The organism is Alcanivorax sp., from assembly GCF_017794965.1.
Taxonomy (GTDB): Bacteria; Pseudomonadota; Gammaproteobacteria; order Pseudomonadales; family Alcanivoracaceae; genus Alcanivorax.
In genome coordinates this window covers 1,814,395-1,840,723 of record NZ_CP051240.1, presented here as the reverse complement: position 1 = coordinate 1,840,723, position 26,329 = coordinate 1,814,395, and the positions used below count along the sequence as shown (strand labels likewise).

At 56.0% G+C, this 26,329-nt stretch carries 19 protein-coding genes; 16 read left to right on the top strand and 3 right to left on the bottom strand.

Going from position 1 to position 26,329, the window contains the following annotated elements:
- The first annotated feature begins 15 nt into the window (after positions 1-15).
- From HF945_RS08195 to HF945_RS08125, 15 genes are all read left to right on the top strand, one after another.
- Complete coding sequence (locus HF945_RS08195) at positions 16-1,959, top strand: hypothetical protein (protein ID WP_290525246.1); 1,944 nt, start codon at positions 16-18, stop codon at positions 1,957-1,959.
- Positions 1,960-2,192: 233 nt separating this feature from the next.
- Positions 2,193-2,888 (top strand): GntR family transcriptional regulator, encoded by a 696-nt coding sequence (locus tag HF945_RS08190; protein WP_290525245.1) that lies wholly within the window; start codon positions 2,193-2,195, stop codon positions 2,886-2,888.
- A gap of 12 nt (positions 2,889-2,900) precedes the next feature.
- A complete protein-coding gene (gene prpB / locus HF945_RS08185; RefSeq protein WP_290525244.1) occupies positions 2,901-3,791 on the top strand; it encodes a methylisocitrate lyase in 891 nt (296 codons plus the stop codon).
- A gap of 210 nt (positions 3,792-4,001) precedes the next feature.
- Positions 4,002-5,147: a 2-methylcitrate synthase gene (gene prpC, locus HF945_RS08180; RefSeq protein WP_290525243.1), complete on the top strand. Its 1,146-nt coding sequence runs from the start codon at positions 4,002-4,004 to the stop codon at positions 5,145-5,147.
- Positions 5,148-5,262: 115 nt separating this feature from the next.
- On the top strand, positions 5,263-7,854 hold the full coding sequence (acnD, locus tag HF945_RS08175; protein WP_290525242.1) for a Fe/S-dependent 2-methylisocitrate dehydratase AcnD: 2,592 nt from the start codon (positions 5,263-5,265) through the stop codon (positions 7,852-7,854).
- A gap of 262 nt (positions 7,855-8,116) precedes the next feature.
- Positions 8,117-9,295: a 2-methylaconitate cis-trans isomerase PrpF gene (prpF, locus tag HF945_RS08170; RefSeq protein WP_290525241.1), complete on the top strand. Its 1,179-nt coding sequence runs from the start codon at positions 8,117-8,119 to the stop codon at positions 9,293-9,295.
- Between the two features lie 446 nt (positions 9,296-9,741).
- Positions 9,742-9,957, top strand: coding sequence for a hypothetical protein (locus HF945_RS08165; RefSeq protein ID WP_290525240.1), 216 nt, complete (start codon positions 9,742-9,744; stop codon positions 9,955-9,957).
- Positions 9,951-10,676 carry a nucleotidyl transferase AbiEii/AbiGii toxin family protein gene (locus HF945_RS08160; RefSeq protein WP_290525239.1) on the top strand — a complete coding sequence of 242 codons (726 nt, stop codon included), beginning with the start codon at positions 9,951-9,953 and terminating at the stop codon, positions 10,674-10,676. The genes HF945_RS08165 and HF945_RS08160 overlap by 7 nt, the downstream gene beginning before the upstream one ends.
- Before the next feature lie 712 nt (positions 10,677-11,388).
- Positions 11,389-12,993, top strand: a complete 1,605-nt coding sequence (locus HF945_RS08155; protein ID WP_290525238.1) for a hypothetical protein — start codon at positions 11,389-11,391, stop codon at positions 12,991-12,993.
- A complete protein-coding gene (locus tag HF945_RS08150; RefSeq protein ID WP_290525237.1) occupies positions 12,990-13,889 on the top strand; it encodes a hypothetical protein in 900 nt (299 codons plus the stop codon). The genes HF945_RS08155 and HF945_RS08150 overlap by 4 nt, the downstream gene beginning before the upstream one ends.
- Positions 13,890-13,892: 3 nt before the next feature.
- A complete protein-coding gene (locus tag HF945_RS08145) occupies positions 13,893-15,392 on the top strand; it encodes a hypothetical protein (RefSeq protein ID WP_290525236.1) in 1,500 nt (499 codons plus the stop codon).
- 9 nt (positions 15,393-15,401) lie between these two features.
- Positions 15,402-18,047, top strand: a complete 2,646-nt coding sequence (locus tag HF945_RS08140) for a DUF6160 family protein (RefSeq protein ID WP_290525235.1) — start codon at positions 15,402-15,404, stop codon at positions 18,045-18,047.
- 287 nt (positions 18,048-18,334) lie between these two features.
- Positions 18,335-19,321: a transposase gene (locus HF945_RS08135; RefSeq protein WP_290525234.1), complete on the top strand. Its 987-nt coding sequence runs from the start codon at positions 18,335-18,337 to the stop codon at positions 19,319-19,321.
- An 83-nt stretch (positions 19,322-19,404) separates the two neighbouring features.
- Positions 19,405-19,683, top strand: coding sequence for a type II toxin-antitoxin system RelE/ParE family toxin (locus tag HF945_RS08130; protein ID WP_290525233.1), 279 nt, complete (start codon positions 19,405-19,407; stop codon positions 19,681-19,683).
- A gap of 22 nt (positions 19,684-19,705) precedes the next feature.
- On the top strand, positions 19,706-20,005 hold the full coding sequence (locus HF945_RS08125) for a HigA family addiction module antitoxin (protein WP_290525232.1): 300 nt from the start codon (positions 19,706-19,708) through the stop codon (positions 20,003-20,005).
- Positions 20,006-20,366: 361 nt separating this feature from the next.
- On the opposite strand, the gene HF945_RS08120 is transcribed toward HF945_RS08125, so the two are convergent.
- The 3 genes from HF945_RS08120 to HF945_RS08110 form a co-directional block, all read right to left on the bottom strand.
- Entirely contained in the window at positions 20,367-20,642 is a 276-nt protein-coding gene (locus tag HF945_RS08120; protein ID WP_290525231.1) for a helix-turn-helix transcriptional regulator, read from the bottom strand.
- 3 nt (positions 20,643-20,645) lie between these two features.
- Positions 20,646-21,932, bottom strand: a complete 1,287-nt coding sequence (locus HF945_RS08115) for a HipA domain-containing protein (protein WP_290525230.1) — start codon at positions 21,930-21,932, stop codon at positions 20,646-20,648.
- A 438-nt stretch (positions 21,933-22,370) separates the two neighbouring features.
- Positions 22,371-23,189 carry a pyruvate, water dikinase regulatory protein gene (locus HF945_RS08110; RefSeq protein WP_161317645.1) on the bottom strand — a complete coding sequence of 273 codons (819 nt, stop codon included), beginning with the start codon at positions 23,187-23,189 and terminating at the stop codon, positions 22,371-22,373.
- Between the two features lie 537 nt (positions 23,190-23,726).
- Between HF945_RS08110 and ppsA the strand changes: the two genes are divergently transcribed.
- Entirely contained in the window at positions 23,727-26,099 is a 2,373-nt protein-coding gene (gene ppsA / locus HF945_RS08105) for a phosphoenolpyruvate synthase (RefSeq protein WP_290525229.1), read from the top strand.
- Positions 26,100-26,329: the final 230 nt, after the last annotated feature.

Here is a 26,329-nt window from a genome sequence, read left to right as displayed (position 1 = left end):
TCACAGGAACTGAATATGCGTGCTTTGTTTGCTTTGACTGCCTTGTCTCTGGCTCTGATGGGCTGTAACGGCGGTGAGGACTTTTCTGATGCCACTGTCCCCGGGTGTCCCGCAGGGGCGCCTTGCGACCAGACTGTGCGTGGTGAGGTATTTGTTGAGCTCACCGGGCCCAAGATCAGTAACGTGGGGTATCGCTGCACCGGTACCGAAGTGGTGTTTTTCACCTCGGACACAGAGCGCACCACCACGGATACGGATGGTGAAGCGACGGTCATTCCTCCCTACACCGCGCTTTGTCCGGCCAGTAGCCGGGAAATCGAATTTTTCCTGGGCAATGGCCTGTTTGAAGGCAACAAGATTACCCTCGGTTCCTTCCTGTTTCCCCAGCAGCTGCGCAAGGATAACTTTCAGGTCACCGTTGCTGACCTGATTCTGCCTCCGACCCGAAGTGCTGTCGATGATTCGGTACTGTATCGCTCTGCGTTGCTGCAGGCGCTGGACAACGATGGGGATGCGGATAACGAGGTAAGCATTCAGACACGCAGTGCTGCAGAACTGGAGCTTGGCACGGGCGTCGACATTAACGATGTTATTGATGAAAACGCTGGCGATATTCCCAGCCAACCGTTCGATGGTTACAGTGATTACAATGCCTTTGTACTGGCCTGGCAGGATCTGTTGGACAAGATCGATGCTGCACTCGCGGCAGAGTCCAAGGATGCCATTGCCAGATTCGAGGCTGACACAACCGCCTATGAAGCGCGCATCGCACAGGCTGCCAATCGTACCCGTGCCGGGCTTTATTCACTGGAAAGTGCCGGTGAGTGCCTGTTGGTTGATGACTGTGATTTCAGGGCGGAAGACGGCTCCCGTTTTGCCCTCGCCATGAACAGTCTGTTCCTCCCCTCGGGCAAGGTGCTCGCGGGTGGGCAGCTGATTCGTTCTACGGACACGGAATCGGAAGTGGATTTCGTGGGTCTGCAAAGCACGGCGTCTTTGTCCGATACCCTTTTGCTGGTCAACAGCGACACTCTGACCGAGTCAGTACAATTGACCGGTGCCGGGATTGGCGATACCCCTCCTTCAAACACGGATGCCCAGCTGCAGGGCAGGATTCTGGGGCAAACCATTTACACGGGCATATCCACCGGGGGTGGCAGTGACTTTGATCTGGATTATCCGAACACCAGTTACACGGTGCAGGGGAACGAAAAGGGTGAAGTAGCGGGAGAGCTGCTTGGCCGAGCTGTACCCCGTCCGGATGATGGCGATCCCGGGACTTCAGAAAGCCCCATGCCGGTGCGTGGCACCAAAACCGGCTCGGTAGAGATTGCGCTTGATGCGGCAGTGTTGGCTTCGGTAGTCGGGGATTATCGGGTAAGCCTGATGCGGCCCTGTGTCGGGGAGGCTGATGATGGCAGTGAGTGCGAGTCTATCCCTAATCCAACCCTCGAGATTGGCGCGAACTATCCTGAATCCATCACTCGGGGATCCACAACCGTGGACATCACCACCGAGCGCGTGCGTGAAGATGAAAACGATCTGGCGGACTTTTGTCTGTCCATTGGTTCTGATGGCTTGATTACCACTGGTGATAATGGCGCCTGTGGCACCGCCCATGAGGTTGGCATGGTGACCCGTACCTTGCCTGACTCCAATAGCGTCAATGTGTTCTTGCGTTTGGCGCCGGGGCTGGATGTTCGTGGGGTGGCGCCGCACTATAACGTGGAAATTCAAGGGCGCATCGATCTGGATGGCACCTGTTCTCCCATGTACCGCCTGGGTGATGCCAATTTCGATGACCAGATTCGTGCAGGCTGGGTTGATCTGCAATTCCTGCCAGCCATTCAGCGCTCAGGGTGGTCCAGTCAGGAATCCCCCACCGATATTGAAAGTCTGGTATTCGCTTCTCTGCAGTCTGGTGCGGTGCAGTTCGCCGAAGACGGCTGTACTCCCTGATTCGTCTTGCCGGATAAGCCCGGCGGGGCAGTTTGCTGGCAGGCGAGGGCGCGCCTGTCAGCGACTTCCCAGGTCATTTTCCTTTTCTCCTCTGCAACAGCCTGAGCCCTGCATGGATTGCCATGATCACTCAGGCCTGCATGACTCATTGTCAACAATGGTCCTTGAAACATCCCGTATAGGGGCGTAAAGTCCAGCCCGGTTGTTCAGATTGTCAACAATCGGGCTGATTTATGTCTGTTGCCTCACCTGAAAGCGCACGAACCCTTGCTGACCGGGTATTTGCCCGGTTACAGGATGATATTGTGCGTGGTGAGATTCCCCCCGGTTCCAAGGTCAGCGAAACCGAGCTGGCCAGCCGCTACGGGGTAAGCCGTGGCCCCCTCCGTGAAGCCATTCGCCGTCTTGAATCCCGCAAGCTGTTGCAGCGCGAAGTCCATGTGGGCACCCGTGTCGCCTCGCTCAGCTTCGATGATCTGATCGAAATTTACCATGTCCGTGAAGCGCTGGAGGGCATGGCCGCCCGTCTGGCGGCAGAGTGCATGAGTTCGGCAGAGGTTCTGGGCCTCTACGATGTGCTCGACCAGCACGAACAGCAGCAGGACCTGCGCGAAGACACTGCCTATTTCCAGCGGGAAGGGGACCTGGATTTCCACTACCGCATCATTCAGGGCAGCCACAATGCCACCCTCAGCCAGATGCTCATTGGCGAGCTTTACCATCTGGTGCGCATGTATCGCTACCAGTTCAGCTCCGTGGCAAACCGCCCACAGAAAGCCCTTAACGAACACCGCCGGATTCTCGAGGCCATCGAGTCCCGGGATGGCGAAATGGCAGAGCTGCTCATGCGCCGTCATATCAGCAGTGCCAGAAAGAATATTGAAACCCAATATGCCGCCCACAAGGCGGAAAACCTGAAATCCGACTAATAGGAGAACGCCATGTCAGCAAACCTGACCGCCGGCGGCCGTTTCCGTAAAGCGCTTGCGGAAGAAAAGCCCCTTCAAATCATGGGTACCATCAACGCCTACGCGGCAATGATGGCCGAGCAGACCGGCTACCGTGCTATCTACCTGTCTGGTGGTGGCGTGGCCAACGCCAGCTACGGCATGCCTGACCTGGGTATGACCAGCATGAATGACGTGCTGGAAGACGTGCGTCGTATCTCCAGTGCCGTAGAAACCCCGCTGTTGGTGGACATCGATACCGGCTGGGGCGGGGCGTTCAACATCTCCCGCACCGTCAAGGAAATGATCAAGGCTGGCGCGGGCGCCGTGCACCTGGAAGATCAGGTTGCCCAGAAGCGTTGTGGTCACCGTCCCAACAAGGAAATTGTGACCCAGGCTGAAATGGTTGACCGTGTGAAGGCCGCTGTTGATGGCAAGACCGACGACGACTTCTTCATCATCGCCCGTACCGATGCGTTCCAGATGGAAGGTCTGGACTCTGCGGTAGAACGTGCCAAGGCGTGCATCGAAGCCGGTGCAGACGGCATCTTCGCGGAAGCCGTACACACCCTGGAAGACTACAAGGCGTTCAAGGAAGGTCTGGGCGATGTACCGCTGCTGGCCAACATCACCGAGTTCGGTGCCACGCCGCTGTTCACCCGTGAAGAGCTGGCTGAAGCCGGTGCAGACATGGTTCTGTACCCGCTAAGCGCTTTCCGTGCCATGAACAAGGCGGCCCTGCAGGTGTACCAGAGCATCCGCGAAAACGGTCACCAGAAAGACGTGGTGGACATCATGCAGACACGTATGGAGCTGTACGATTTCCTTAACTACCACGACTACGAGCAGAAACTGGACGCGCTGTTCGCCCAGAACAAGGGCTAAGCAAGCACCTCATTGTGGGAGGCTGCTTGCAGGCGAATCATTCGCTTGCAAGCAAGCTCCCACAGCAGAGATGAAAGATTCAACATCGTAGGGCGGAAATGGGCGTCAGCCCATCTCCGCCAGAGAAAGGACGGAGGAGGTCGGTGTTAACGATTTCCGCCCTACGGTGATCAAGACATTGTTGTAAACAGATTAACCAGGAGATGAACAATGGCAGAAGGCAAAAAACTCGGCGGCGCGGGTCTGCGTGGCCAAGTAGCAGGTAAAACCGCACTGTCCACCGTGGGCGTATCCGGTTCCGGTCTGACCTACCGTGGTTATGACGTAAAGGATCTCGCTGAGAACTGCGAATTCGAAGAAGTGGCACACCTGATCCTGAAGGGCGCGCTGCCCACTCAGGCAGAACTGGATGCCTACAAGACCAAGCTGAAAGGTCTGCGTAGTCTGCCCCAGCCGCTGAAAGAAGTGCTCGAGCGCATCCCGGCTGACGCCCACCCCATGGACGTGATCCGTACCGGTTGTTCCATGCTGGGTAACCTGGAGCAGGAAGACACCACCGTAATGGGCGCTTTCCCGACCCAGGAAGAAGCCATCGACCGCATGCTGGCCTGCTTCCCGTCCATCATCTGCTACTGGTACCGTTTCAGCCACGATGGCGTGCGTGTTGAAGAAAACACTGACGACGATTCCATCGGCGCCCACTTCTTGCACATGCTGCGTGGCGAAAAGCCCAACGAGCTGCATGAGCGCGTCATGAACGTGTCCCTGATCTTGTACGCAGAGCACGAGTTCAACGCTTCCACCTTCACCGCTCGCGTGTGTGCCTCCACGCTGTCCGACATCCACAGCTGCATCACCGGTGCCATCGGCACCCTGCGTGGTCCGCTGCACGGTGGCGCCAACGAAGCTGCCATGGACATGATCGAGAAGTTCACCTCTGCCGATCACGCCGAGCAGGAAATGATGGGCATGCTGGAGCGCAAGGAAAAGATCATGGGCTTCGGTCACGCGATCTACAGCGAATCCGATCCGCGTAACGCCATCATCAAGGAATGGTCCGAGAAGCTGGCTGCCGACGTGGGCGACACCGTGCTGTACCCGGTTTCCGTACGTTGTGAAGAAGTCATGTGGCGCGAGAAGAAGCTGTTCTGTAACGCTGATTTCTTCCACGCTTCTGCGTACCACTTCATGGGTATCCCGACCAAGCTGTTCACCCCGATCTTCGTGATGAGCCGCCTGACGGGTTGGGCTGGCCACGTGATGGAGCAGCGTGCGGACAACCGCATCATCCGTCCGAGCGCGGACTACACCGGTGAAGAACTGCGTCCGGTTACTCCGATCGCAGAGCGAGGCTAATAGCCTTTTGTGGGAGCTTGCTTGCAAGCGAAATCTTTCGTCTGCAAGCAGACTCCCACAGTTTCATCTAATCCCAGGCTCATCCTGAAAGCACACTCACAAAGAGTCCCAGGCTATGAACACTGAATATCGCAAGCAGCTTCCCGGCACCCAGCTGGACTATTTCGACACCCGTGCGGCTGTCGACGCCATCCAGCCTGGGGCCTATGACAAACTCCCGTTCACCTCGCGTATCCTGGCTGAGCAGCTGGTGCGTCGCTGCAACCCGGAGGATCTCACCGACTCCCTGAAGCAGCTGATCGAGCGCAAGCGCACCATGGATTTCCCGTGGTACCCGGCGCGCGTGGTGTGTCACGACATTCTGGGTCAGACCGCACTGGTTGATCTGGCCGGTCTGCGTGATGCCATCGCCGAGAAGGGCGGTGACCCCTCCAAAGTCAATCCGGTAGTGCCGACCCAGCTGATCGTGGATCACTCCCTGGCCGTAGAACACCCCGGTTTCGAGAAAGACGCGTTCCAGAAGAACCGTGACGTGGAAGAGCGCCGCAACGCGGACCGCTTCCACTTCATCAACTGGACCAAGACCGCGTTTGATAATGTCGACGTGATCCCGCCGGGTAACGGCATCATGCACCAGATCAACCTGGAGAAGATGTCTCCGGTGGTACAGGTGCGTGACGGCGTGGCTTTCCCGGACACCTGTGTGGGCACCGACAGCCACACCCCCATGGTCGACGCCCTGGGCGTGATCTCCGTGGGTGTGGGTGGTCTGGAAGCCGAGAACGTGATGCTGGGCAACCCGTCCATGATGCGTCTGCCCGACATCGTCGGTGTGGAAATGACCGGCAAGCTGAAGCCGGGCATCACCGGTACCGACCTGGTACTGTCCCTGACCGAGTTCCTGCGTAAGGAGCGTGTGGTTGGCGCCTACCTGGAATTCTACGGTGAAGGTGCAGACAGCCTGTCCGTGGGTGACCGTGCCACCATCGCCAACATGACTCCGGAATACGGCGCTACCGCTGGCATGTTCTTCATCGATGGCCAGACCATCGACTACCTGAAGCTGACCGGCCGTGAAGACGAGCAGGTGGCCCTGGTAGAGAAGTTTGCCAAGGAAACCGGCCTGTGGGCGGACAGCCTGAAAGGTGCCGAGTACGAGCGCGTACTGCACTTCGATCTGTCCAAGGTTGAGCGTAACCTGGCGGGCCCGTCCAACCCGCACGCACTGCTGCCGGTATCCGAACTGGGTAGCCGTGGCATTGCCAAGGAGTGGGAAGAAGAGGAGGGCTTGATGCCCGATGGCGCGGTGATCATCGCGGCCATCACCAGCTGTACCAACACCTCCAACCCGCGCAACATCATTGGCGCTGGCCTGCTGGCCCGTAACGCCAACAAGCTGGGTCTGGTTCGCAAGCCGTGGGTGAAGAGCTCCCTGGCGCCGGGTTCCAAGACTGTGAAGATGTACCTGGAAGAATCCGGTCTGCTGCCTGAGCTGCAGGAACTGGGCTTCGATGTGGTGGCCTTCGCCTGTACTACCTGTAACGGCATGTCCGGCGCCCTGGATCCCAAGATCCAGAAAGAAGTGATCGAGCGTGACCTGTACGCTACGGCGGTACTGTCCGGTAACCGTAATTTCGACGGACGTATCCACCCCTACGCCAAGCAGGCGTTCCTGGCGTCTCCGCCGCTGGTTGTGGCCTACGCCATCGCCGGCACCATGCGTTTCGATATCGAAAAAGATGCGCTGGGCAAGGACCAGGACGGCAACCCGATCTACCTGAAGGACATCTGGCCTTCTGATGAAGAGATCGATGCCATCGTGAAGTCTGCAGTGAAGCCGGAACAGTTCCGCAAGACCTACATCCCCATGTTCGAGAAGAAGGGTGACGGTGAGCGCGCAGCCAGCCCGCTGTACGACTGGCGTCCGCAGTCCACCTACATCCGTCGTCCTCCCTACTGGGAAGGCAACATGGCCGGTCAGCGTGAAATGAAAGGCATGCGCCCGCTGGCGATCCTGCCGGACAACATCACCACCGACCACCTGTCACCGTCCAACGCCATCCTGCTGGACAGCGCCGCCGGTGCCTACCTGGACAAGATGGGCCTGCCGCAGGAGGACTTCAACTCCTACGCGACCCACCGTGGTGACCACCTGACTGCCCAGCGTGCCACGCTCGCGAACCCGAAACTGTTCAACGAGATGTGCCGTGACGAGAACGGTGAAGTGATCCAGGGGTCCCTGGCGCGTGTTGAGCCGGAAGGCCAGCAGATGCGTATGTGGGAAGCCATCGAGACCTACATGGAGCGCAAGCAGCCGCTGATCATCGTGGCCGGCGCGGACTATGGTCAGGGTTCTTCCCGTGACTGGGCTGCCAAGGGCGTTGCCCTTGCCGGTGTGGAAGTGATTGCCGCTGAAGGTTTCGAGCGCATTCACCGTACCAACCTGATCGGTATGGGCGTGATGCCCCTGCAGTTCGAGGAAGGCACCACCCGCAAGACCTTGAACCTGGACGGTACCGAGATCTACGACGTGGAAGGTGAGCTGGCACCCCGTGCCACCATGACTCTGGTGATCACTCGCCAGAACGGCGACGTGGAGCGCGTACCGATGATCTGTCGTCTGGATACCGCGGAAGAAGTGTCCGTGTATACCAACGGCGGCATCCTGCAGAAATTCGCCAAAGAGTTCATGGCGGAAGCGGGCTAAGGCGAAGTCCTTGTGGGACTGGCTTAAATCACCGGTCCCTGTGGGAGGGTGGACTAAAGCAAAGGTCACTGTGGGAGTTTGCTTGCAAACGAATATTCGCGTGCAAGCACGCTCCCACAAACGACAGCCGCTCCCACCAAAGACTTCCGTAGGAGCCTGCCTGCAGGCGATCTTTTGTTTTGCAGGCAAGCTCCCACATAAGCCCTCTGTATATCCAACCCCGCCGGTACCACCGCCGGGGTTTTTTTAAAGGAGCAATATCATGGCTCATGCACCACAGATTAAAATCCCCGCTACCTACATGCGTGGCGGCACCAGCAAGGGTGTTTTCTTCAGCGTCACCGATCTGCCCGAAGTGGCCCAGGTGCCCGGCGAAGCCCGTGACAAGATTCTGCTGCGGGTGATCGGCAGCCCCGATCCCTACGGCAAGCAAACTGACGGTATGGGCGGCGCGACGTCCAGCACCAGCAAGACCGTGATCCTGGCCAAGAGTGAGAAAGCCGACCACGACGTGGACTACCTGTTCGGTCAGGTTTCTATCGACAAGCCGTTCGTGGACTGGAGCGGCAACTGCGGCAACCTGACCGCGGCCGTCGGTTCCTTCGCCATCAGCAATGGCCTGGTCGCTGCCGATCGTATTCCGGATAACGGCATTGCCGTGGTCCGCATCTGGCAGGTCAACATCCAGAAAACCATCGTGGCCCACGTACCGATGACCAACGGTGAGGTGCAGGAAACCGGCGACTTCGAGCTGGATGGCGTGACCTTCCCGGCGGCAGAAGTGCAGGTGGACTTCATGGACCCGGCAGACGGGGAGGGCGCCATGTTCCCCACTGGCAATGTGGTTGATGAACTGGAAGTCCCCGGCGTGGGCACCTTCCCGGCCACCATGATCAATGCCGGCATTCCCACCGTTTTCGTTAACGCAGAAGATATCGGCTACACCGGTACCGAGCTGCAGGGCGACATCAACGAAAACAAGGACGCTCTGGCCATGTTTGAGACCATCCGTGCCTACGGCGCCAAGCGCATGGGCCTGATCGAGAACATCGAAGAAGCGGAAGCCCGCCAGCACACCCCGAAAGTGGCCTTCGTCTCCAAGCCGAAAGCCTACGCAGCCTCCAGCGGCAAGCAGATTGGAGAAGGGGATATCGACTTGTTGGTACGTGCCTTGTCCATGGGCAAACTGCACCACGCCATGATGGGCACCGCAGCTGTCGCCATCGCCAGCGCCTCAGCGGTACCGGGCACCTTGGTGAACCTGGCTGCCGGCGGCGGCGAGCGTGACAGCGTCACCTTCGGCCACCCCTCCGGCACCCTGCGCGTCGGCGCCGGCGCCAAGGAAGAGAATGGCCAGTGGACCGCCACCAAAGCCAGCATGAGCCGCAGCGCACGTGTCCTCATGGAAGGCAACGTCCGCATCCCTGGCGATAGCTTCTGAAAACCCGCTCCCACCTTGTGGGAGCGTGCTTGCACGCGAAAACATCATCTGCCAGGAATGAAGACCCCTTCGTTTGCAAGCAAACTCCCACAAAACCCATCAATGCTTTACCTGTAGGAGTCTGCTTGCAGACGAATTCCTGATCCTTACCCTTACAAGCAGAAGAAAGGCTTTTCACCCCCAAACCCACAGAACCACCCCAAAGCCTCCATCTCCAATCCCCTGTGGGAGCTTGCTTACAAGCGAAAATCTCACCTCCCAAGAAGGACAACCTTCCCCCGTAGGAGCGTGCCTGCACGCGAAAGCCTCACCCCTGCAATAAGGAGAAGCCTTCGCCTGGAAGTAACCCTCCACAAGGGCCCCATGTTCCTATCGCGGCAAGGTTTGCTGCTAACGAACCTCTGCTGATAAAATGACCTAATCAAACGCGAATCAGGGACAGCCACATGGCTGGCACGATGATCGACAGAAAGCACTATCCTGAGCTTGATCTCATCATGTGGGATCACGCAGGGCGCTTTATTACCCCTGAGAAAGCGTTTGCCCTCTATGAAACCCGCTGGCGCTTTGTGGATCAGACGCGGCTCGAAAAAAATGAAAAGCACCTCATCGACCAGCTCAAGCAGAAACATGGTCATGGAGTGATGCTGGCCGCATGCTGACACCAACCCGACCTCATCATCAGGTCATCTGGAAAATCCTGGCAGGTTTTGATCAGGCTTTTCTGGCCCAAAACAACATTCTATTCGGTGGTGGAACCCGCATCGCGCTGGAGCTGGATGAATACCGCGAATCTGTGGATATCGACTTGTTCTGTGTGGGAAGGGATGCCTACAGGGCCGCACGGTCCTCGATTACCCAGAACAGTTTCGGGCCATTGTTTCGTCCAGATTGTGAGCCGCCTTTGTACAAGGGGCGGGAAATCCGTGCGGACCGGGATGCCATACGCAGTATGCTCGATGGTGCAGGGCGACCAATAAAGCTCGAGATCATCCATTTCGATAGCAATGACATCACCAGGGATGTCCGCGATCCACTGTTCCCGGTGCCTGTCGTGTCGCCCGAAAGCTGCTTCACCACAAAGCTGTTGGCAAATGCAGACCGACATCACTACAGCCAGAAAGATGTTATTGATCTTCTGATGATGAGAGAAAAGTGGGGCGATGCAGCGGAGGCGTCCTGGCAGGCCGCATTTCAACAGTATGGTCAACGGGTGATCCTGCAAAGCTTGAAAGCTGCACTAACAAATCTTGTCAGCGATCAAGCCGCATTGCAGAAAGCCCTGCCTGAGCAGATGAGCGTTTCTCGGGAACTGGCCGAAAGGTTGACAACAACAATGCCGGCAACGTGGCTGGACTCCAGCCGATTAGCCGGCGCGTAGTCTTGCTCCCCATCGAGTCTACCGAGATAGTTGAAATCGTGTAGGAGCGTGCCTGCACGCGAAAGCCACGCCTGCCGAGAGCTGTAACCCCTTCGTTTGCAAGCAAACTCCCACAAAACCCATCAATGCTTTACCTGTAGGAGTCTGCTTGCAGACGAATTTCTGATCCTTACCCTCACAAGCAGAAGAAAGGATTTTCACCCCAAACCCACAAAACACCCCAAAGCCCCCAATCCCCGTGCAACCTGAGGGTGATTTGTAGGAGCGGCGCTCGAGCCGCGAAACTCCCCAACCAAGCCCCCTCATGTGGGAGCTTGCCTGCAAGGGAAAACCTCATCCCTCAAGGACAACCTTCTCCCCGCAGAAGCCTGCCAACAGGCGAAAGCGTTCAGCTCAACCCTAATCCGACCATTTTGTCCATCACCCGCGTGACCTTTCAGTCATATACATACAGGCTCCCAGTGTGCACAAAGGTAACAACCCGTTAATCGTGATCATGAGTACGCTTGTCCACAAAAAAGTATACCCTCTGTATATATGCCATAAGTGCATGAATATAAAGGATAACCAATCTCTACACTGTGTAGTGCTTGTGTTAACAAGTGTTGCGATGGGTTGGCCGGCTGTGTAATCTTGCTAATAGAGATGACCAAAACTGCCAGTCAGGGAATGTTTCCTGCCATGCAGATAACAAAAAACACCGAGGTCAAAAGTGCGCCGCAACCCTTTCACTTCCAACCTGTTGTTGGCAGCGACCCTCACATTGGGTGCTTCCCAGGTACAGGCTCTCAAAGAACTCAGCGATGACTCTCTGTCGGATGTGCAGGGGGCGGGGCTGGCGTTTGTGCTGGATGATTTCAGCTTCCGAATGGCGCCTACCAGTTTTGCAGAACTGACCGGCTCAGCGCCCTCAGATGCGGCGGCAGCAGCGGGGTGGGAACGCGGCGATGCCCGTTACTACGGCATTTCAATGACAAGTGGCTATGGGCCTCTGGGTGTCTCAGGTGGGCCACAAGGTGTTGCCGGGCGGGGTACCACTTGGTGGAATAGTAATGCCTCAGGTGGAGGCTGTGGTTCCTTCGCCATTGCTACGGGCGGCCAGCCCAACCTCCAGTGCCCTTTGGGAATCGGAGATGGTGATTTTGGCGTCCCCGGTTTTTCGTCCCCCTATGATCCTTACATGTTGCGTGTTTTTGAATACGAAGGGTTCGACTACCAAGGGGTATGGCGTGGTGATGCGCCTGGCGATTACACGCATCCAAGCGGCAGCGGAACCGCTACGCTCGATATGCCTACCATGCTTGAGTTTCGCGGCCCCATTCATACTGACCCCTGGCGTTGGGCGTTTTGGGGTGAGCTTGAGATAAACCGACTTGATCCAGTTACCAACCCAACTGGCAACAATCCCAATATGGGGGCGTGTAACAACTCAGCTTCCGGTTGCAGCAACGGCGCGGATTTCCTTCAAAGCCAGACCATTATTTTCGGCAACCCCTATGCCATCGGGCACGTATGGCGCGGTACAACAGACGATGATAATGACCCCAATACTCCGCGCACTGACCAGGGCTACACAGAATCGCCCGGACATTTGCGGACAGTGCAGCGATGGACAAAAACCCTGAATGATGCCGACCCTACTTTTGGTGTCAGCTATACCAGTGCATTGTCAGGTGATTTCCGCTTTTCTGTCAGACAAATCAACGCCAGTGATGATCAGCTTCATTATGTTCCCCGGTTCCACCGAACGGAAGGGCTCTACTTCCGTAATGTGGATGCCTATATACCCGGCACCTGGCATTACCAGGCAATTACGTTCAGTGGGACTTCAGATTACAGTGTCGCGGCGGATGGCTCCATCAACAAAGAGCCCGAGCCCATTCAAAACGGTAATTTTACCATCGAAATGACCCGGATCCCCAACATCGCCAACGTGTACTCGTATCAGTACTGCGGAAGCACTAATGGTAGTTGCGAACTCAATGATAACGGGGATGGCTTCCTGAAGCAGGTCAACCGTAACACCCACGGCTATGTTCGTTGGGGTAACTGGTGCGCGGATGCTGATTGCGACGACACCATTGACCCTTACGATGCTGCCTACTTGGGAACAGGTGAATATGATTTGCCGACCAACACCATCAGTACGGGTTGGTCGCCTTCCAATCCGGGTAATACCGGGAATGGTATTTATTTTATTGGTTCCAATCCGCAAGGGGCGCAGACGCAGAACGCCGTTGTCAATCTGGGGATCTCACGCCTTGAAGGCATGCAAATCCAGCACATGAAGATTACTTCACTTGGAGCTGGCTCATGAACAAGTATCTGCTTTGCATGATGGCTAGCGCACTTCCGGTTAACAGTGCAGTGGCTCTTGAAGCGCTGAACGACAAGGAGATGGGCCAGGTATCCGGCCGTGAAGGCATTATGGTCTCACTGGATTATTACTATAACTCGGTGAAAACCGATCAGCCCTTCAATCCGGCTTCTCCTGCAACTACAGGCGCGGGCCATGGCTTGGCAAGCTGTACTGATGGCGGTGCGCTTGCTGACACCGATTGCCGTCTTTCATGGCAGCTTGCCAATCGTGGTGGGGCGGCAAGTAACCCTAACGCCGCAGGGTCCTGGGTCGATGCGGATGGCAACACTCATGCCGGTGAATGGCTTGTCTGGAAGGGCGGATGGGCGTCGTTATCGGTGAACAATCTGCTGCTGGATGGTTCATTCCTGGGCGAGGGCAGCCGGCAGGCTGGATCTTCAAGTGGATTGGCTATTCAGATGATAGATGGCTCTGGCTCAGCACTGGGTACTCCAGTGGAGGGACTTACCGAGGCAGCCTATGAAAGCTGGTTTGCTTTCAACACCATCAACCCAACAGAGCCCGGTAAGGACAAAGGGAGTTTTGTTGATCCGGACGGTAACTGTCTTCTCGAAGAGTGTACCGTCGCTTATCTCAAGAAAATGCCAGCACTGCGTACTCGGTATCCCGGTACATCGGGTGGGTATGTGGATGCGGACAAGGCCAGTGTAGGCTACAACGACGCACGCTTTGGCCTTCATGTTTCAGGGTTGTCTGCTGAGTATGACACGGGTGGCCAGCCAGGCTGGCTGCTGAATAATGGCGGTGCTTTCACAAGCCTGACCATCGCAGACAACAACGGCCATCAGGCGGGTATTGCCTTTGGTGGTGACTTTTATCTTTACGGGTTTTAAGGCATGAGAATTCTAATAACAGCGCTGTTGAAAATGCTTCAGTTAGCACGGCTGCTATTCAATAAAGCCGTGGTCATGTTGGCAATTTCCCTGATGCTGGCTCAGCACGCCTGGGCCATGGTGGAGATGAAAGATGAACAGCTGGCCAATGTCACCGGCCAGGCCTTGATGCAGATGAACAAGATTGTCGGTGATGTCGCCAACGGCAATGATGGCTTCACCTTTTATACCGCTGGCCTCGATGTGATGCTGGACCTCAACCTGAACATTGAAAAGCTGCAATTGGGTTGTGGCGGGGTGAACGGCGTAGGGTGTGACCTTGATATCGATCATTTCTCACTGGGCTGCATCACCAATGGAGCGGGAAATTGTATCTCTCTGTCGCCTGCGGCCGGGAGCAACCAGAAGCCCGGTGCGGTGAATGAAGGGCCGCAAAGTGCCATGAAAGATTTCTCTATCCAACGGCCCTTTTTTCAGTTCGCAATCAAGAACGATCAAAGCAAAACAATGCGTGAAGTGGTTGGGATTCGTCTGGGAGGGGAGAAGGTGAGCGGCCCCCTAAGCTTTGGGTCTTTGAATTCGTTTAGTGGCCGTATGAGTGGTCAGCTCAATTTGGCAATGCGTGGTGGCAATGACGTGGCGGTTACCTGTCAGTATGCGGACAGGCCTTGCGTTGCACCTGGGGCCAATACAAGCGGTATGTACAATCAAGGGGCGAGCAGCTGGGGTTCACCTGGCGCTGATTGCGGTTTTTTGGGTTGTAACCGAGCGGGACTTCCCGTCGCTCCGGGTGGATACCTGAACTTGGGGGACGATATGATTTTGGATATAGGTATCGCCTCCATCCGTTTCCAGGAGGCCTTGGTCGATTATCAGGATGTCGTTCGCAATGGTAATGCGGTTGAGTTGTCAGGCAATAGAGAGAGCCAGGCACTTGTATCTGGCATTAACCTTGGCGGCGTGATTAACTCAATCGTCTATGGCAATAATGACGGTTCTGAGTCTGTAGGGAGTAACCCCCTCGTGTTAGCCGATAGCGATGCGGGCGGGCTGGTAGGTCTTTTAGGGAATGCATTGTTACCTTTATTGCGAGGCGGTATTGCGGATCAGATCAAGCGCCAGCTTGCTCAGGGTCTGCGCATTTATAATGATGATGCGGCGATAAACCAAGCCACAATTAATTCTAAAGGCGATGGGGCAATCCACGCTGACCTGAACAGCTATCAGTTACCATATAACGTGTCCAATGTGCATCAGGTTGATGTTACTTCAGACGACTTTGGCTTGTCTTTCCAGAAGGAAGCTGTGCGTTACCCAGGGTACACGACAGCAATGTTAACTGGTTGGAGTATGTATTCGCCAGATGCATTCACTCTCAGTATAGACCAGCCAACAACGGAACTCATGGCTAATATTCTTGGTAGCTCCGCTGCACGGGAAGGTAATATTACGGGCCTGGAAGCCCCCTACCGAAACTGCTGGGGCAGCAGTCGTTTCTGCTGAGGTAATCCTATGCCAAGCTTGATGTTAAATAAAAAAAATACAGCCCCACTGGCTAAAAAGCTTCGTGCTATCGTGTATCTCGCCTGTTTGCCTGCCTCGCCATTGTGGGCCCTGCAGCCCATGAACGATGCTGCCTTGTCCGGCGTTTCCGGTCAGGATGGTCTGACGCTAAATATTTCAGCCCCGCAAATCACTGCCCAATCCATGGCCTGGGATGTGGATCCTGACGGTTTCGACGTTGATGGCTCTGGTGGAATCAATACTGCAGAAGAGGGGTTTGCGTCGACTCTGCAGTTTGATGGCGTTTCTGCCCGGAGTGTTGATGCGTCCGGCGCTGTTGTCGGGGCTGCACCAGTACAAATTTTACAGACCCTTGATGTCGGCGCGGAAGATGTATCCGGACTGCCCTTGCTTAACTATCACATCGCAACCAATCGTGTGCGTCTGCAAAGCGACAACCAGCGTATTACCTCTCAGCCTGCCGTGGAAGACCGCTCCTTCGGTAAATGGGCGCTGGATGCCCCCTTGTCCATGACCATCCGTAATCACGGTTTATTCAGCACCACCTATGACAAAGCCTATGTGCGTGGTGAGGTAGGCCGTAGTAATCCGGAGACGGGCGAAGTCTTGGAGTATGCCAACCTGTTTTACCGTCAGGCCTGGCATGCGCACTCGTATATGACGATGCATAACTTTTATGCCAAGTGGGAAATGCCCAGCGGTACCCTGGGTATTAACGATGAAGGCATTCTCTGGAAAACCGGTTACGCAGGGGACTGGGACAACCCTGCGAATGACAGTGGCAGAACGATATCTGAATCGGATTTGATTAATATCGCCTTTGATTTCGAATATCTATACAAATTCCCTGTGCATTATAGCGGGGGAGCCGGCGAAGATTTTGTTGTCACATCCAATGATCGTGGCTTGATGCACTTTGGGTGGCTGGGAAGCCTCAGGGATGTTGAGCTGAAATGGCGGCCCGGTGGAACCTGGTACGGTTTGACTGCTGGTCCTGGGAGCATTGGCGATATCTATGATGTCAGCAATAAATCGGGTGGTTTGAATCTCAGTGCGACATGGGATTATGTCACTCAATCGCAGGCAATTAATGACTTGGCAGACGCCAGTAAAGAGTTTCGCTGGCAGCTGGGGGAAACTTCGGATGTGTGCCCTGGCGGCATTTGTGCTCCCGGGCAGGATGCGTCCCGCGTCAATTTCGAACTCCGTGACTGGGTAATTTGGGGCAAACGCACCAGTGAGGACAACCTCAATGGCTCCTATGACTATGGCAATGGCCTGCATACCAAACCCGCGGCTTCCCATTTCCCGTTGATTGCCATTGATGTCATCAATGGTGCGGGGCAAGGGGCGGCGGGGCTATGTTGGGGTTTTGCTTACAACGGCCCTTCGGCAACCTGCTCAGCTAACAATAGCCAGTTTATCAATGTGCAGCCTGGAAACATTGGATCGTCTTATCCTGCTGAGCTTCGGCACGCTGATGATGCGGGCGGTTTGGCGATTCATATCCGCGATGGCCAACTTCAGACGTATTCCAGAAGTATTCGCTTGCTTGAGCGTAATGCTTCAATGCAGACCCCGGATCTTGACGGCAACGGTTCGCCAGGCAGAGATTTTAACTGGGGCTTGATCTATGCGCTGGCTAATGTCGATGGCAGTTTCTATCTGTATCCGGGCGGGAACTCTGGTGATACTGCTGGGGGTAGCAGGAATTACGGGGTGATCGCTGATATTACGCTGATGTCGCAGACCTTTGATGAAACTAACCCGCTTCAACAGGGTTTTAACTGGGATCACGGTACCCACTTGCTTATCGCCGACACCGATATGGACGGTGACGACATCACTGGCGAAACCCGTGACAGCCTGGGTATTGGCTTTGCCAGCTCCAGCTTTCTGCTGGCAGCGAATGACACGCGTATCATGCTAAAAAATCACTGGAACGCCTCGGATTATTATGAGGGGGGTATAGATTTAACCTCGCCAGTGGCTCGGTTCCATTACAAGGCCACCTTCGGGGGGGGCGTGCTCCCCGACAATGGTGGCTCTTATGGCGTCGGTCCGAGCATCGTGAAAGGTGCCTTCCTCGACGTGAATCTCGAAGGGGCTGCCAATATTCGTTTTTCGCCATCTAACCCGGCAGATACATGGGATGCCTCGGGTCAATACACGGGCATCTATAACACCTCACGCAACTATCTCGGGTACAGCGCTGCGCTACGTTTGGGGACCTTGCCAAACAATGCTGAAGGCATTGGTGGCAATGCCAGCAGTGGCCAGTACGGCACCTATCTGTCACTTGCTGAGCCGAGCCGAAAGGAAGTGGCATGGCGGTTTGCCAATGTGAATGGAGATATTGCGTTCACTAATGGCATGATTGATGTTCGCGGCACCAATGAAGATGCAGATTTGAAACCCAAGATGGTGCTTGCCAATAATATGCTAATTGGCTACGCCGCTGCGGGTAGAACCACGGATGGGTTTGGGGATATGACGATTCCGGCCACTCATTCCTACTCCGGGCCTACTGGTCGTGAGCTAACGACCAATATGATGCTCGGTGATCAGACACTTGGTACAGCGGTTATTCCTTCTGCTCAAGTGTATTCCTCTATTACGCTGACACCTCAGTAATATCTGCATATTAACTGGGCCGCCCAGCTCTCCTCTGGGCGGCCCATTCGCTTGCAAGCAAGCTCCCACAAAAATCGGCCATTTGGTGGAAACATCAACAACAGCAACAACAGCAGCAACAACAGCAGCAACAACAACAGACAACAACAGAACAGACAACAACAGGACAGACAACAACAGGACACCCAAACATTGGCAGATATCCTGCAACATTAGTCAGCCTTGGATGACAGAGGGCTGCCCGTAAGGACAGTATAATGAGGTCATGGATATGCAAGGAGGCAACCATGACCCGAGCCCGATACCAGCAAGTATCCCTATCTGAGACACCGTTTTATCACTGTATCTGCCGCTGCGTGCGCAGGGCCTTTCTGTGTGGCCGTGATCATTATTCCGGTCAGGACTATGAACATCGTCGTCAATGGGTGGTAGAACGCCTGGCGACGCTGGTGGATGTCTTTGCCATTGATCTGTGCGCGTATGCGGTGATGTCCAATCACTACCATGTGGTGCTGAGAGTGGATCGGTCTCGGGCCGAAAGTTGGACGCAGCGGGAGGTGGCGGAACACTGGATGCGGCTGTTCTCCGGGCCGTTATTGGTGCAGCGCTGGTTTCGTGATGAAACGGGTGAGGCAGAAACCCTGAAGGCGCTGGATATTGTGGAAGAATGGCGTTCCCGTTTGTATGACCTGGGCTGGTTCATGCGCTGCCTGAATGAGCACTTGGCCCGCAAGGCCAACGAGGAAGACGGCTGCAAGGGCCGTTTCTGGGAGGGGCGATACAAAAGTCAGGCGCTACTGGATGAAAAGGCCTTGCTCAGTTGTATGGCCTATGTGGACCTGAACCCGGTGCGAGCTGGCATGGCAGCCACCCCGGAAACCTCTGATTACACCTCTGTTCAGCAGCGCAGCTGCGCTGTCCAGAATAAATCCTCTGCTGAGAAAGTCCCAACGCTTCTGCCATTAGTGGATGCGGGACATATCGAAAGCGATACTAACTCGACGATTTGCCGTATGCGGTTGATTGATTATCTGGAGCTGGTGGGCGCCACAGGTAGAGCTTTGCGTTCGGACAAGCGTGGCGCAATAGATGGTTCTGCGGCGGACATCCTTGATCGCCTGGGGCTGGACCAAAAGGTCTGGCTGCAGCACATGGCACCCAGAAAGCAGCGCGCCCCTCTGGCGGTCGGTTCTTTGGCGAAGGTCAGAGCCTTTGCCGAGGCAACAGGGCGGCGCTGGATCGCCGGTCAAAGAGCGGCTTGTGTTTTGGGTTGAGATGATCGATTACCAGGAATCCGGGTTGTATCGCGTGGCGCTACACGATACAGTTGTTCTATGGTTGCCAAGGAGTGGGCAGCATGATCAAGAGCTTTCGGCATAAAGGCCTGAGACGGTTTTATGAGAAGGGCACCACAAGAGGCATCCAGGCTAGCCATGCACCGAAGCTCCGCCGACAATTGGCTCGCTTGGAAGTGGCTGCCAGTCCCTTGGATATGGGTATCCCGGGCTGGGATTTACACGCGTTGCAAGGCTCGCTCGAGAATCATTGGTCGGTGAAGGTGAGCGGCAATTGGCGGCTTACCTTTACCTTTGAGGACGGCGATGCCGTGCTGGTGGATTATCAGGACTATCATTAAGGTGAAAGCCGAGGAGATCACCATGGTAATGTTCAATCCCCCGCACCCAGGGGAAACACTGCGAGAGGATGTCTTGCCTGAGCTGGGGTTGACCGTGACGCAGGCGGCTATCCAGCTTGGTGTGTCACGGATTACGTTGAGTCGGGTGTTGCATGGCCATGCTGCGGTGTCCGTGGATCTGGCTCGGCGGCTGGAAAAGTGGTTGGGGGGGGCTGCGAATGGTCCCAGTGCGGATAGCTGGTTGCGCCAGCAGTTGGAATATGACTTGTGGCAGGCCAGACAAACGCCGGAGCCCAGCGTCCAGCCAGCGGTGATGGCGTAGCGCGTGCAAGCAAGGCCTAATCTAGGACACCCAGAATCTCCCTCGTTTGACCCTGTAGGAGGCTGCTTGCAGGCGAACCGCCTTTGACCATTCGCTTGCAATCATGCTCCTACAACAGGGAGGCGAATCCGGGAAGTGGGGACACCAACATACCGGGGCCGGTCTCCCATTTCCCAATTATTGATCTACTGTGTGGGTGGCTTGCAAACGAAGCTTTTCCCAACCTCGCCCCAAAAACCTTCGCGTGCAAGCACGCTCCCACAAAAAATCACCCATTCTTCTCATCCTGAGCGATGGTTCCACTGCAACACCCAAGGGAAGTGTCTGCATCCCCAATCCACGGTGATCTAAACGGCCGGAGCTATCGAAATACGCCCATACGCAGCCCAAACGGTTTTAATAACTTCTCAGCTGTGGCGAGAGTTGGGTTGGCCTGCTGGTTTTCGATGCTATGGATCACCCGCACCGATACACCGGTCAGTCTGCTCATTTCTTCTAATGTGAGTAGCAGCTCTTTTCTGGTTCGGGCGATGACTTCGGCCAGCGGCAGGCCGGGGTGTTCGGCAATGAATTGATAGAGTGACTCTCTGCGGGCTATTTGCTCTTGGGGGGATAGCTCTGTGTGGCGTTTATCCATGATTTATAGCTCTCTGAGGGTGTTCAGGACGCCTTGTGTCAGCCGCTCGGTGCGAGCGATAAGGTTGGTGGGCAGGCCTAGCCTGTACATTTCTTCAACAAGCGTGGTTAGTGGTGCCACCAGTTCCTTGATGCTGTGTGCAAGGCTGGAAGCGGTGAGGCCGCTGGCCTGGGCTGCCTGAGCGATGACGCTGCCCCATTCTGGTTGGCCATTGTCATCCTGCTCCCAGCGGGTAGTTCGGGCTATTCCCTCTGGGTAAAGGTACATGGGGGCGAAGTCGTACAATGGTGTGAGGGCAATGCGGTTATCTGAGGTGCGGGTGATCGCCGTGTTTCGGGCGTGGTTGTCCTTGTTGCCAAGGATAATATTGGCGATGTCTCGTTTCAGATACTCAGCAATTTCCTTTTCTGGCTCGGTGCAGACCGCTGCCAGTGCCTTGCAGACTTCGTTATGGGTCATGCGTAGCCCAAAGCCGGCCTTCTGGCAGAGTGATGCAACACTTTCCTGGGCGAGGCGAATGACCTTGCCGTCGGTGCTTTGGCGATCAAAGCGAGGAATGAACAGGGCGCCATTGTGCGTTTCCAGCTGGCCATGAACGCGCAAGCCCAGATGTTCCGCCAGCGTCATGTAGTGGCTCTCACATTCCAGAATCAGTTTCAGATCGCTTTGGTGGTGACGCTCAAATTTGACCAGCCAGTGTTTGCTGGCTCGCTCATCGGGCAGGGTGTGGTCCAGGTAGAGCAAGCCATCATCCGCTTCTGTCAGCAGGATTTTGGGCCATTCCCCCTGAACACCGGATGAGCCAGCCACGAACAGGCCGTGCCCGGCCAGGTATTCAATAAAGTCTTCGTGGCGATTGGCCACATCTTGATAACGAAAGCCGGTTGTTGGCGTGTTGATGTTGTCGAGGTATTCCGCCGCTTCCTTGATTCTGAGGTTGCCGATGGGGTTTCCGGCACCCGCTAGAAGTAGTGGCCAGTCAGCAGAGAAAGTGGCGGTTTCTGGTAAGCCTAGTTGGCGGAGCAATTCCTGCCGACCAAACCCCTGGGGTAGCATGTCCAGCAAGAACGGCGGCCAGCTATCGTGTATGAGGAGGTCCATGCTCACCGGCCAGCAGACGGTGCAGGCGTGAGCGTCCCGACGCCCTTGAAACCCAAGGACGTGGTCGAGTGTATAGCCCGAGTGGGTGGCGGCCTTCCAACCCTGCTGATCATCGCCAGTCAGTGTGACCGTGGCGGCGTCGCGCCATTGGTTGGCGATGAATAGCTGAATGGTACAATAATTGATCATTTATGCACCATAATACAAAAGTCACGGGCTTGGTAGGCATTATTTTTGCTTTATAGGTAAAAAGTGTGGCTGTTGGTGTGGGTCAAAAGCGAATTAGACAATGAAGCGCCAGCCACATGATTTGTTGTGCAACTTTGCTTGTGAACGAATGCGGCGCAAGGGAGGGGCGATGATGTTCTAATATGCCGTGGTTATGGTCTATTGTGTGAGCGTGCTTGCACGCGAAGCCGTAATTCTGATGTGCCTCATTCGCGTGCAAGCACGCTCACACAGAGATCTTGGGCTAAAGTATGGTTGCCCCGGGGCCTGGTCTCCCATTTCCCATTTGAAGATGGATCGACTAGGCCTGACACCCGGTTTGCAGGGGCCATGATTGCACTGCAAAAGGGGGGAGTCCCAATGGCAATCCCTGTGAACCATCGCTCCGCAGAAGCCGGTTTATTGAAGCCGCCGCTTCAACCCCTTCATCGCCAACACCCGGGTACTGATCTCCTCAATCGACAGCTCGGTCGCATCCAGGTATGGAATATTGTGCTTGTTGTACATGGCCTCCAGGGCCCGCAGCTCCATGTCGCACTGGCGCAGTGAGGCATAGCGGCTGTTGGCCTTGCGTTCGCTGCGGATGGCGCTGAGGCGTTCGGCGTTGATGGTGAGGCCGAACAGTTTGCTCTTGTGCTCCTGCAACGCCTTGGGCAGGCGAAGATCGTCGAAATCATCTTCTGTGAGCGGGTAGTTGGCGGCAAAAAGGCCGAATTGCAGGGCCAGGTAAAGGCTGGTGGGCGTTTTTCCGGAGCGGGATACGCCGATCATGATGATATCGGCCTGGTCATAATGGCGGGTGCGTGCGCCATCATCGTTATCCAGCGCAAAGTGGACGGCGTTGATGCGAATCCGGTAGGACTCGGCATCGCGAATGGCGTGACTCTGGTTGATCTTGTGGCTGGAGCGCATGCCCAGTTCTGCTTCCAGCGGGTTCAGGAAGGCGCCGAACAGGTCCAGCACCATGCCTTTGCAGCCGTGCAGAATCTCGCGGTGTTCGCTGTTGACCAGGGTTGAGAACACAATGGGCTTGGCGCCATCCTGGTCGAAGGCCTTGTTGATCTTCTCTACGGCTTCCCGGGTTTGCTGATCTGACTGCACGAAGGGCAGGGTGACTTGCAGGAAATCGATACCGCCAAACTGGCTGAGCATGCTGTGGCCCAGGGTTTCTGCGGTGATGCCGGTACCGTCGGAAAGATAGAAGGCTGTTCGGGTCATGATGGGTTCGCTGTGGTCTGTCTTTTATGGCGACTTGGCCTTGGGATGGCGTGACATTGACCCACGAGTTTCAGGCGAATCGCTTGCAGGCAAGCTCCCACAGGGGCATTGGTCAGGCCAGGTGCGAGGCTAAGTCGTTGTTTTGTCATGGCAGTCTAGTGTCTCCGCACGACGTATGCCACCGAAATGACGGTCATTTTGAGGAAATTGGCCGTTGTCCTGGCGGGGGGATGGCTTTACACTCCGCGACCTTCCGTAACCTGACTATTATCCTTGTAAATTCAATGGGATAGGGCGTTTAAAGTGACTGGCCAGTATGAAAGGGCCATTGCTGGCCGAAAGTCGGGTGCATTTTCGCGTGAAGGGCAGGCAAAGCGTGACGGTTTTGAGTAGAATGTCGGCTCGATTTGATCCGGCAACGCCGGTCATTGCCGTGTAGCAAGCCCGAATAAGGCGCTGAACGCCTTGGGCAGTGCGGATTCGGCAGCTTCCGCGCCATCAGGATTTACCCGGTATAACGTATTTAAGGAGACGACCTTGGCGGAATATGTAGTCTGGTTTCAGGATCTGGGGAAGGACGACGTAGAGCACGTTGGCGGCAAGAATGCCTCCCTGGGCGAAATGATCAGCAATCTGTCGGCAGCGGGTGTCTCCGTTCCCGGCGGCTTCGCGACCACTGCTGAAGCCTTCCGTGAGTTCCTCGAGCACAACAACCTGACACAGCGTATCAACGACGCGTTGACCGCGCTGGATGTCGAGGACGTGAATGCCCTGGCCAAGACCGGTGAGGAAATTCGCCAGTGGGTCATCGATGCACCGTTCCAGCCTGCGCTGGAAGAGGCGATCCGTGAGGCCTACGTGCAGATCGGCGAAGGCAATGCCGACCTGCCGGTGGCGGTACGTTCCTCTGCGACCGCAGAAGATCTGCCGGATGCTTCCTTTGCTGGCCAGCAGGAAACCTTCCTGAACATCCGTGGTATCGATAGCGTAATGATCGCCGTCAAAGAGGTGTTCGCCTCCCTGTTCAATGACCGTGCCATCAGCTACCGGGTACACCAGGGCTTTGACCACAAGCTGGTTGCTCTGTCTGCGGGTATTCAGCGCATGGTTCGCTCTGAAACCGGTGCCGCCGGCGTGATGTTCTCCATGGATACCGAATCCGGCTTCCGTGATGTGGTCTTCATTACCGCGTCCTACGGTCTGGGTGAAATGGTGGTTCAGGGTGCGGTTAACCCGGACGAATTCTATGTTCACAAGAACACTCTGGTGAACAACAAGCCTGCCGTGCTGCGTCGCAACCTGGGCAGCAAGATGCAGAAGATGATCTACGGCGCGGAAGCCACTGCCGGCAAGTCTGTGGAGATCGTTGATGTGGATCGTGATGATCGCATGACCTTCTGCCTCACTGACGAGCAGGTAGAGAACCTGGCTCGTCAGGCCATCGAGATTGAGAAGCACTATGGCATGCCCATGGATATCGAGTGGGCGCTGGACGGTGACGATGGCAAGTTGTACATCGTACAGGCCCGTCCGGAAACCGTGAAAAGTCGTTCCGATGCCAACGTGATGGAGCGTTACCTGCTCAAGCAAACCGGCAAGGTGCTGGTGGAAGGTCGCTCTATCGGTCAGCGTATCGGTGCCGGTGTGGTCCGTGTCGTGCACAGCATCAAGGAAATGGACAAGGTCCAGCCTGGTGATGTGTTGGTTACCGACATGACCGACCCGGATTGGGAGCCGGTCATGAAGCGTGCGGCTGCCATCGTCACCAACCGCGGTGGTCGTACCTGTCACGCTGCGATTATCGCCCGCGAGCTGGGTGTGCCTGCGATTGTGGGTTGTGGCGATGCCACCGATGTCCTCAAGGACGGTATGGAAGTGACCGCGTCCTGTGCGGAAGGTGACACCGGCAACATCTATGAAGGCAAGCTGGACTTTGATGTACAGCGCAACTCCATCGAGTCCATGCCCAAACTGCCGTTCAAGATCATGATGAACGTGGGCAACCCGGACCGGGCCTTCGATTTCGCTGGCCTGCCGAACCAGGGTGTGGGCCTGGCGCGTCTTGAGTTCATCATCAACCGCATGATCGGTGTGCATCCGAAGGCGCTGTTGAACTACGACACCATGCCCCAGGACATCAAGCAGAACATCGACAAGCGTGTCGCTGGCTACGGCGATCCGGTGGACTTCTATGTAGAGAAGTTGGTGGAGGGGGTCTCTACCCTGGCCGCCGCGTTCTACCCGGAGAAGGTCATCGTTCGTTTGTCCGACTTCAAGTCCAACGAATATGCCAACCTGATCGGTGGCAAGCACTACGAGCCGGAAGAAGAAAACCCCATGCTGGGCTTCCGCGGTGCCAGCCGCTACATCAGCGAAAACTTCCGCGACTGCTTTGAGCTGGAATGTCGCGCCATGAAGAAAGTGCGCGACGAGATGGGCTTCACCAACGTGGAACTGATGGTGCCCTTCGTGCGTACCGTTGGCGAAGCAGAGCAGGTGATTGAGCTCCTCGGCAAGAACGGCCTGAAGCGTGGCGAGAACGAACTGCGTGTGATCATGATGTGTGAGCTGCCCACCAACGCCCTGTTGGCGGACGAGTTCCTGGAGAACTTTGACGGCTTCTCTATCGGTTCCAACGATCTGACCCAGCTGACCCTGGGCCTGGACCGTGACTCCGGTATCGTGAGCCACCTGTTCGATGAGCGTGACCCGGCGGTGAAGAAGCTGCTGAAGATGGCCATCGATGCCTGTAATGCGCAGGGCAAGTACATCGGTATCTGTGGTCAGGGCCCCTCTGATCACCCGGATCTGGCCAAGTGGCTCATGGAGCAGGGTATTTCCTCTGTGTCCCTGAACCCGGACTCGGTGCTCGATACCTGGTTCTACCTGGCGGAAAAGCACGGCGAATAACCTAGGGAGCCTTTGAACAACTCCTTGCGTACTCAGCGTGGTCTGGAGCGTACAGCTGTTGTGTCTTGTCTCGATGGTCAGGGTGGTTCCCTTTCCGAGAGACAAGGCGCAGCAGATGTGCGCTCCAGGCCGCGCCCTCCGGGTCTTTCATGCTGGCCCGCACTCGTTGTTGCGCTTTTTTGATGGATGGACATACACCTTCAAAAGCGCGCCTAGATTGCAAACCAGCC

Coding starts and splice junctions, on each gene's coding strand:
- HF945_RS08120 (WP_290525231.1), bottom strand. CDS start 20,642: ATGGATAAACGCCACACAGAGCTATCCCCCCAAGAGCAAATAGCCCGC.
- HF945_RS08115 (WP_290525230.1), bottom strand. CDS start 21,932: ATGATCAATTATTGTACCATTCAGCTATTCATCGCCAACCAATGGCGC.
- HF945_RS08130 (WP_290525233.1), top strand. CDS start 19,405: ATGATCAAGAGCTTTCGGCATAAAGGCCTGAGACGGTTTTATGAGAAG.
- acnD (WP_290525242.1), top strand. CDS start 5,263: ATGAACACTGAATATCGCAAGCAGCTTCCCGGCACCCAGCTGGACTAT.
- HF945_RS08135 (WP_290525234.1), top strand. CDS start 18,335: ATGACCCGAGCCCGATACCAGCAAGTATCCCTATCTGAGACACCGTTT.
- prpF (WP_290525241.1), top strand. CDS start 8,117: ATGGCTCATGCACCACAGATTAAAATCCCCGCTACCTACATGCGTGGC.
- HF945_RS08160 (WP_290525239.1), top strand. CDS start 9,951: ATGCTGACACCAACCCGACCTCATCATCAGGTCATCTGGAAAATCCTG.
- HF945_RS08140 (WP_290525235.1), top strand. CDS start 15,402: ATGCCAAGCTTGATGTTAAATAAAAAAAATACAGCCCCACTGGCTAAA.
- HF945_RS08195 (WP_290525246.1), top strand. CDS start 16: ATGCGTGCTTTGTTTGCTTTGACTGCCTTGTCTCTGGCTCTGATGGGC.
- HF945_RS08145 (WP_290525236.1), top strand. CDS start 13,893: ATGAGAATTCTAATAACAGCGCTGTTGAAAATGCTTCAGTTAGCACGG.
- HF945_RS08125 (WP_290525232.1), top strand. CDS start 19,706: ATGGTAATGTTCAATCCCCCGCACCCAGGGGAAACACTGCGAGAGGAT.
- HF945_RS08150 (WP_290525237.1), top strand. CDS start 12,990: ATGAACAAGTATCTGCTTTGCATGATGGCTAGCGCACTTCCGGTTAAC.
- prpC (WP_290525243.1), top strand. CDS start 4,002: ATGGCAGAAGGCAAAAAACTCGGCGGCGCGGGTCTGCGTGGCCAAGTA.
- HF945_RS08190 (WP_290525245.1), top strand. CDS start 2,193: ATGTCTGTTGCCTCACCTGAAAGCGCACGAACCCTTGCTGACCGGGTA.
- prpB (WP_290525244.1), top strand. CDS start 2,901: ATGTCAGCAAACCTGACCGCCGGCGGCCGTTTCCGTAAAGCGCTTGCG.
- HF945_RS08110 (WP_161317645.1), bottom strand. CDS start 23,189: ATGACCCGAACAGCCTTCTATCTTTCCGACGGTACCGGCATCACCGCA.
- HF945_RS08165 (WP_290525240.1), top strand. CDS start 9,742: ATGGCTGGCACGATGATCGACAGAAAGCACTATCCTGAGCTTGATCTC.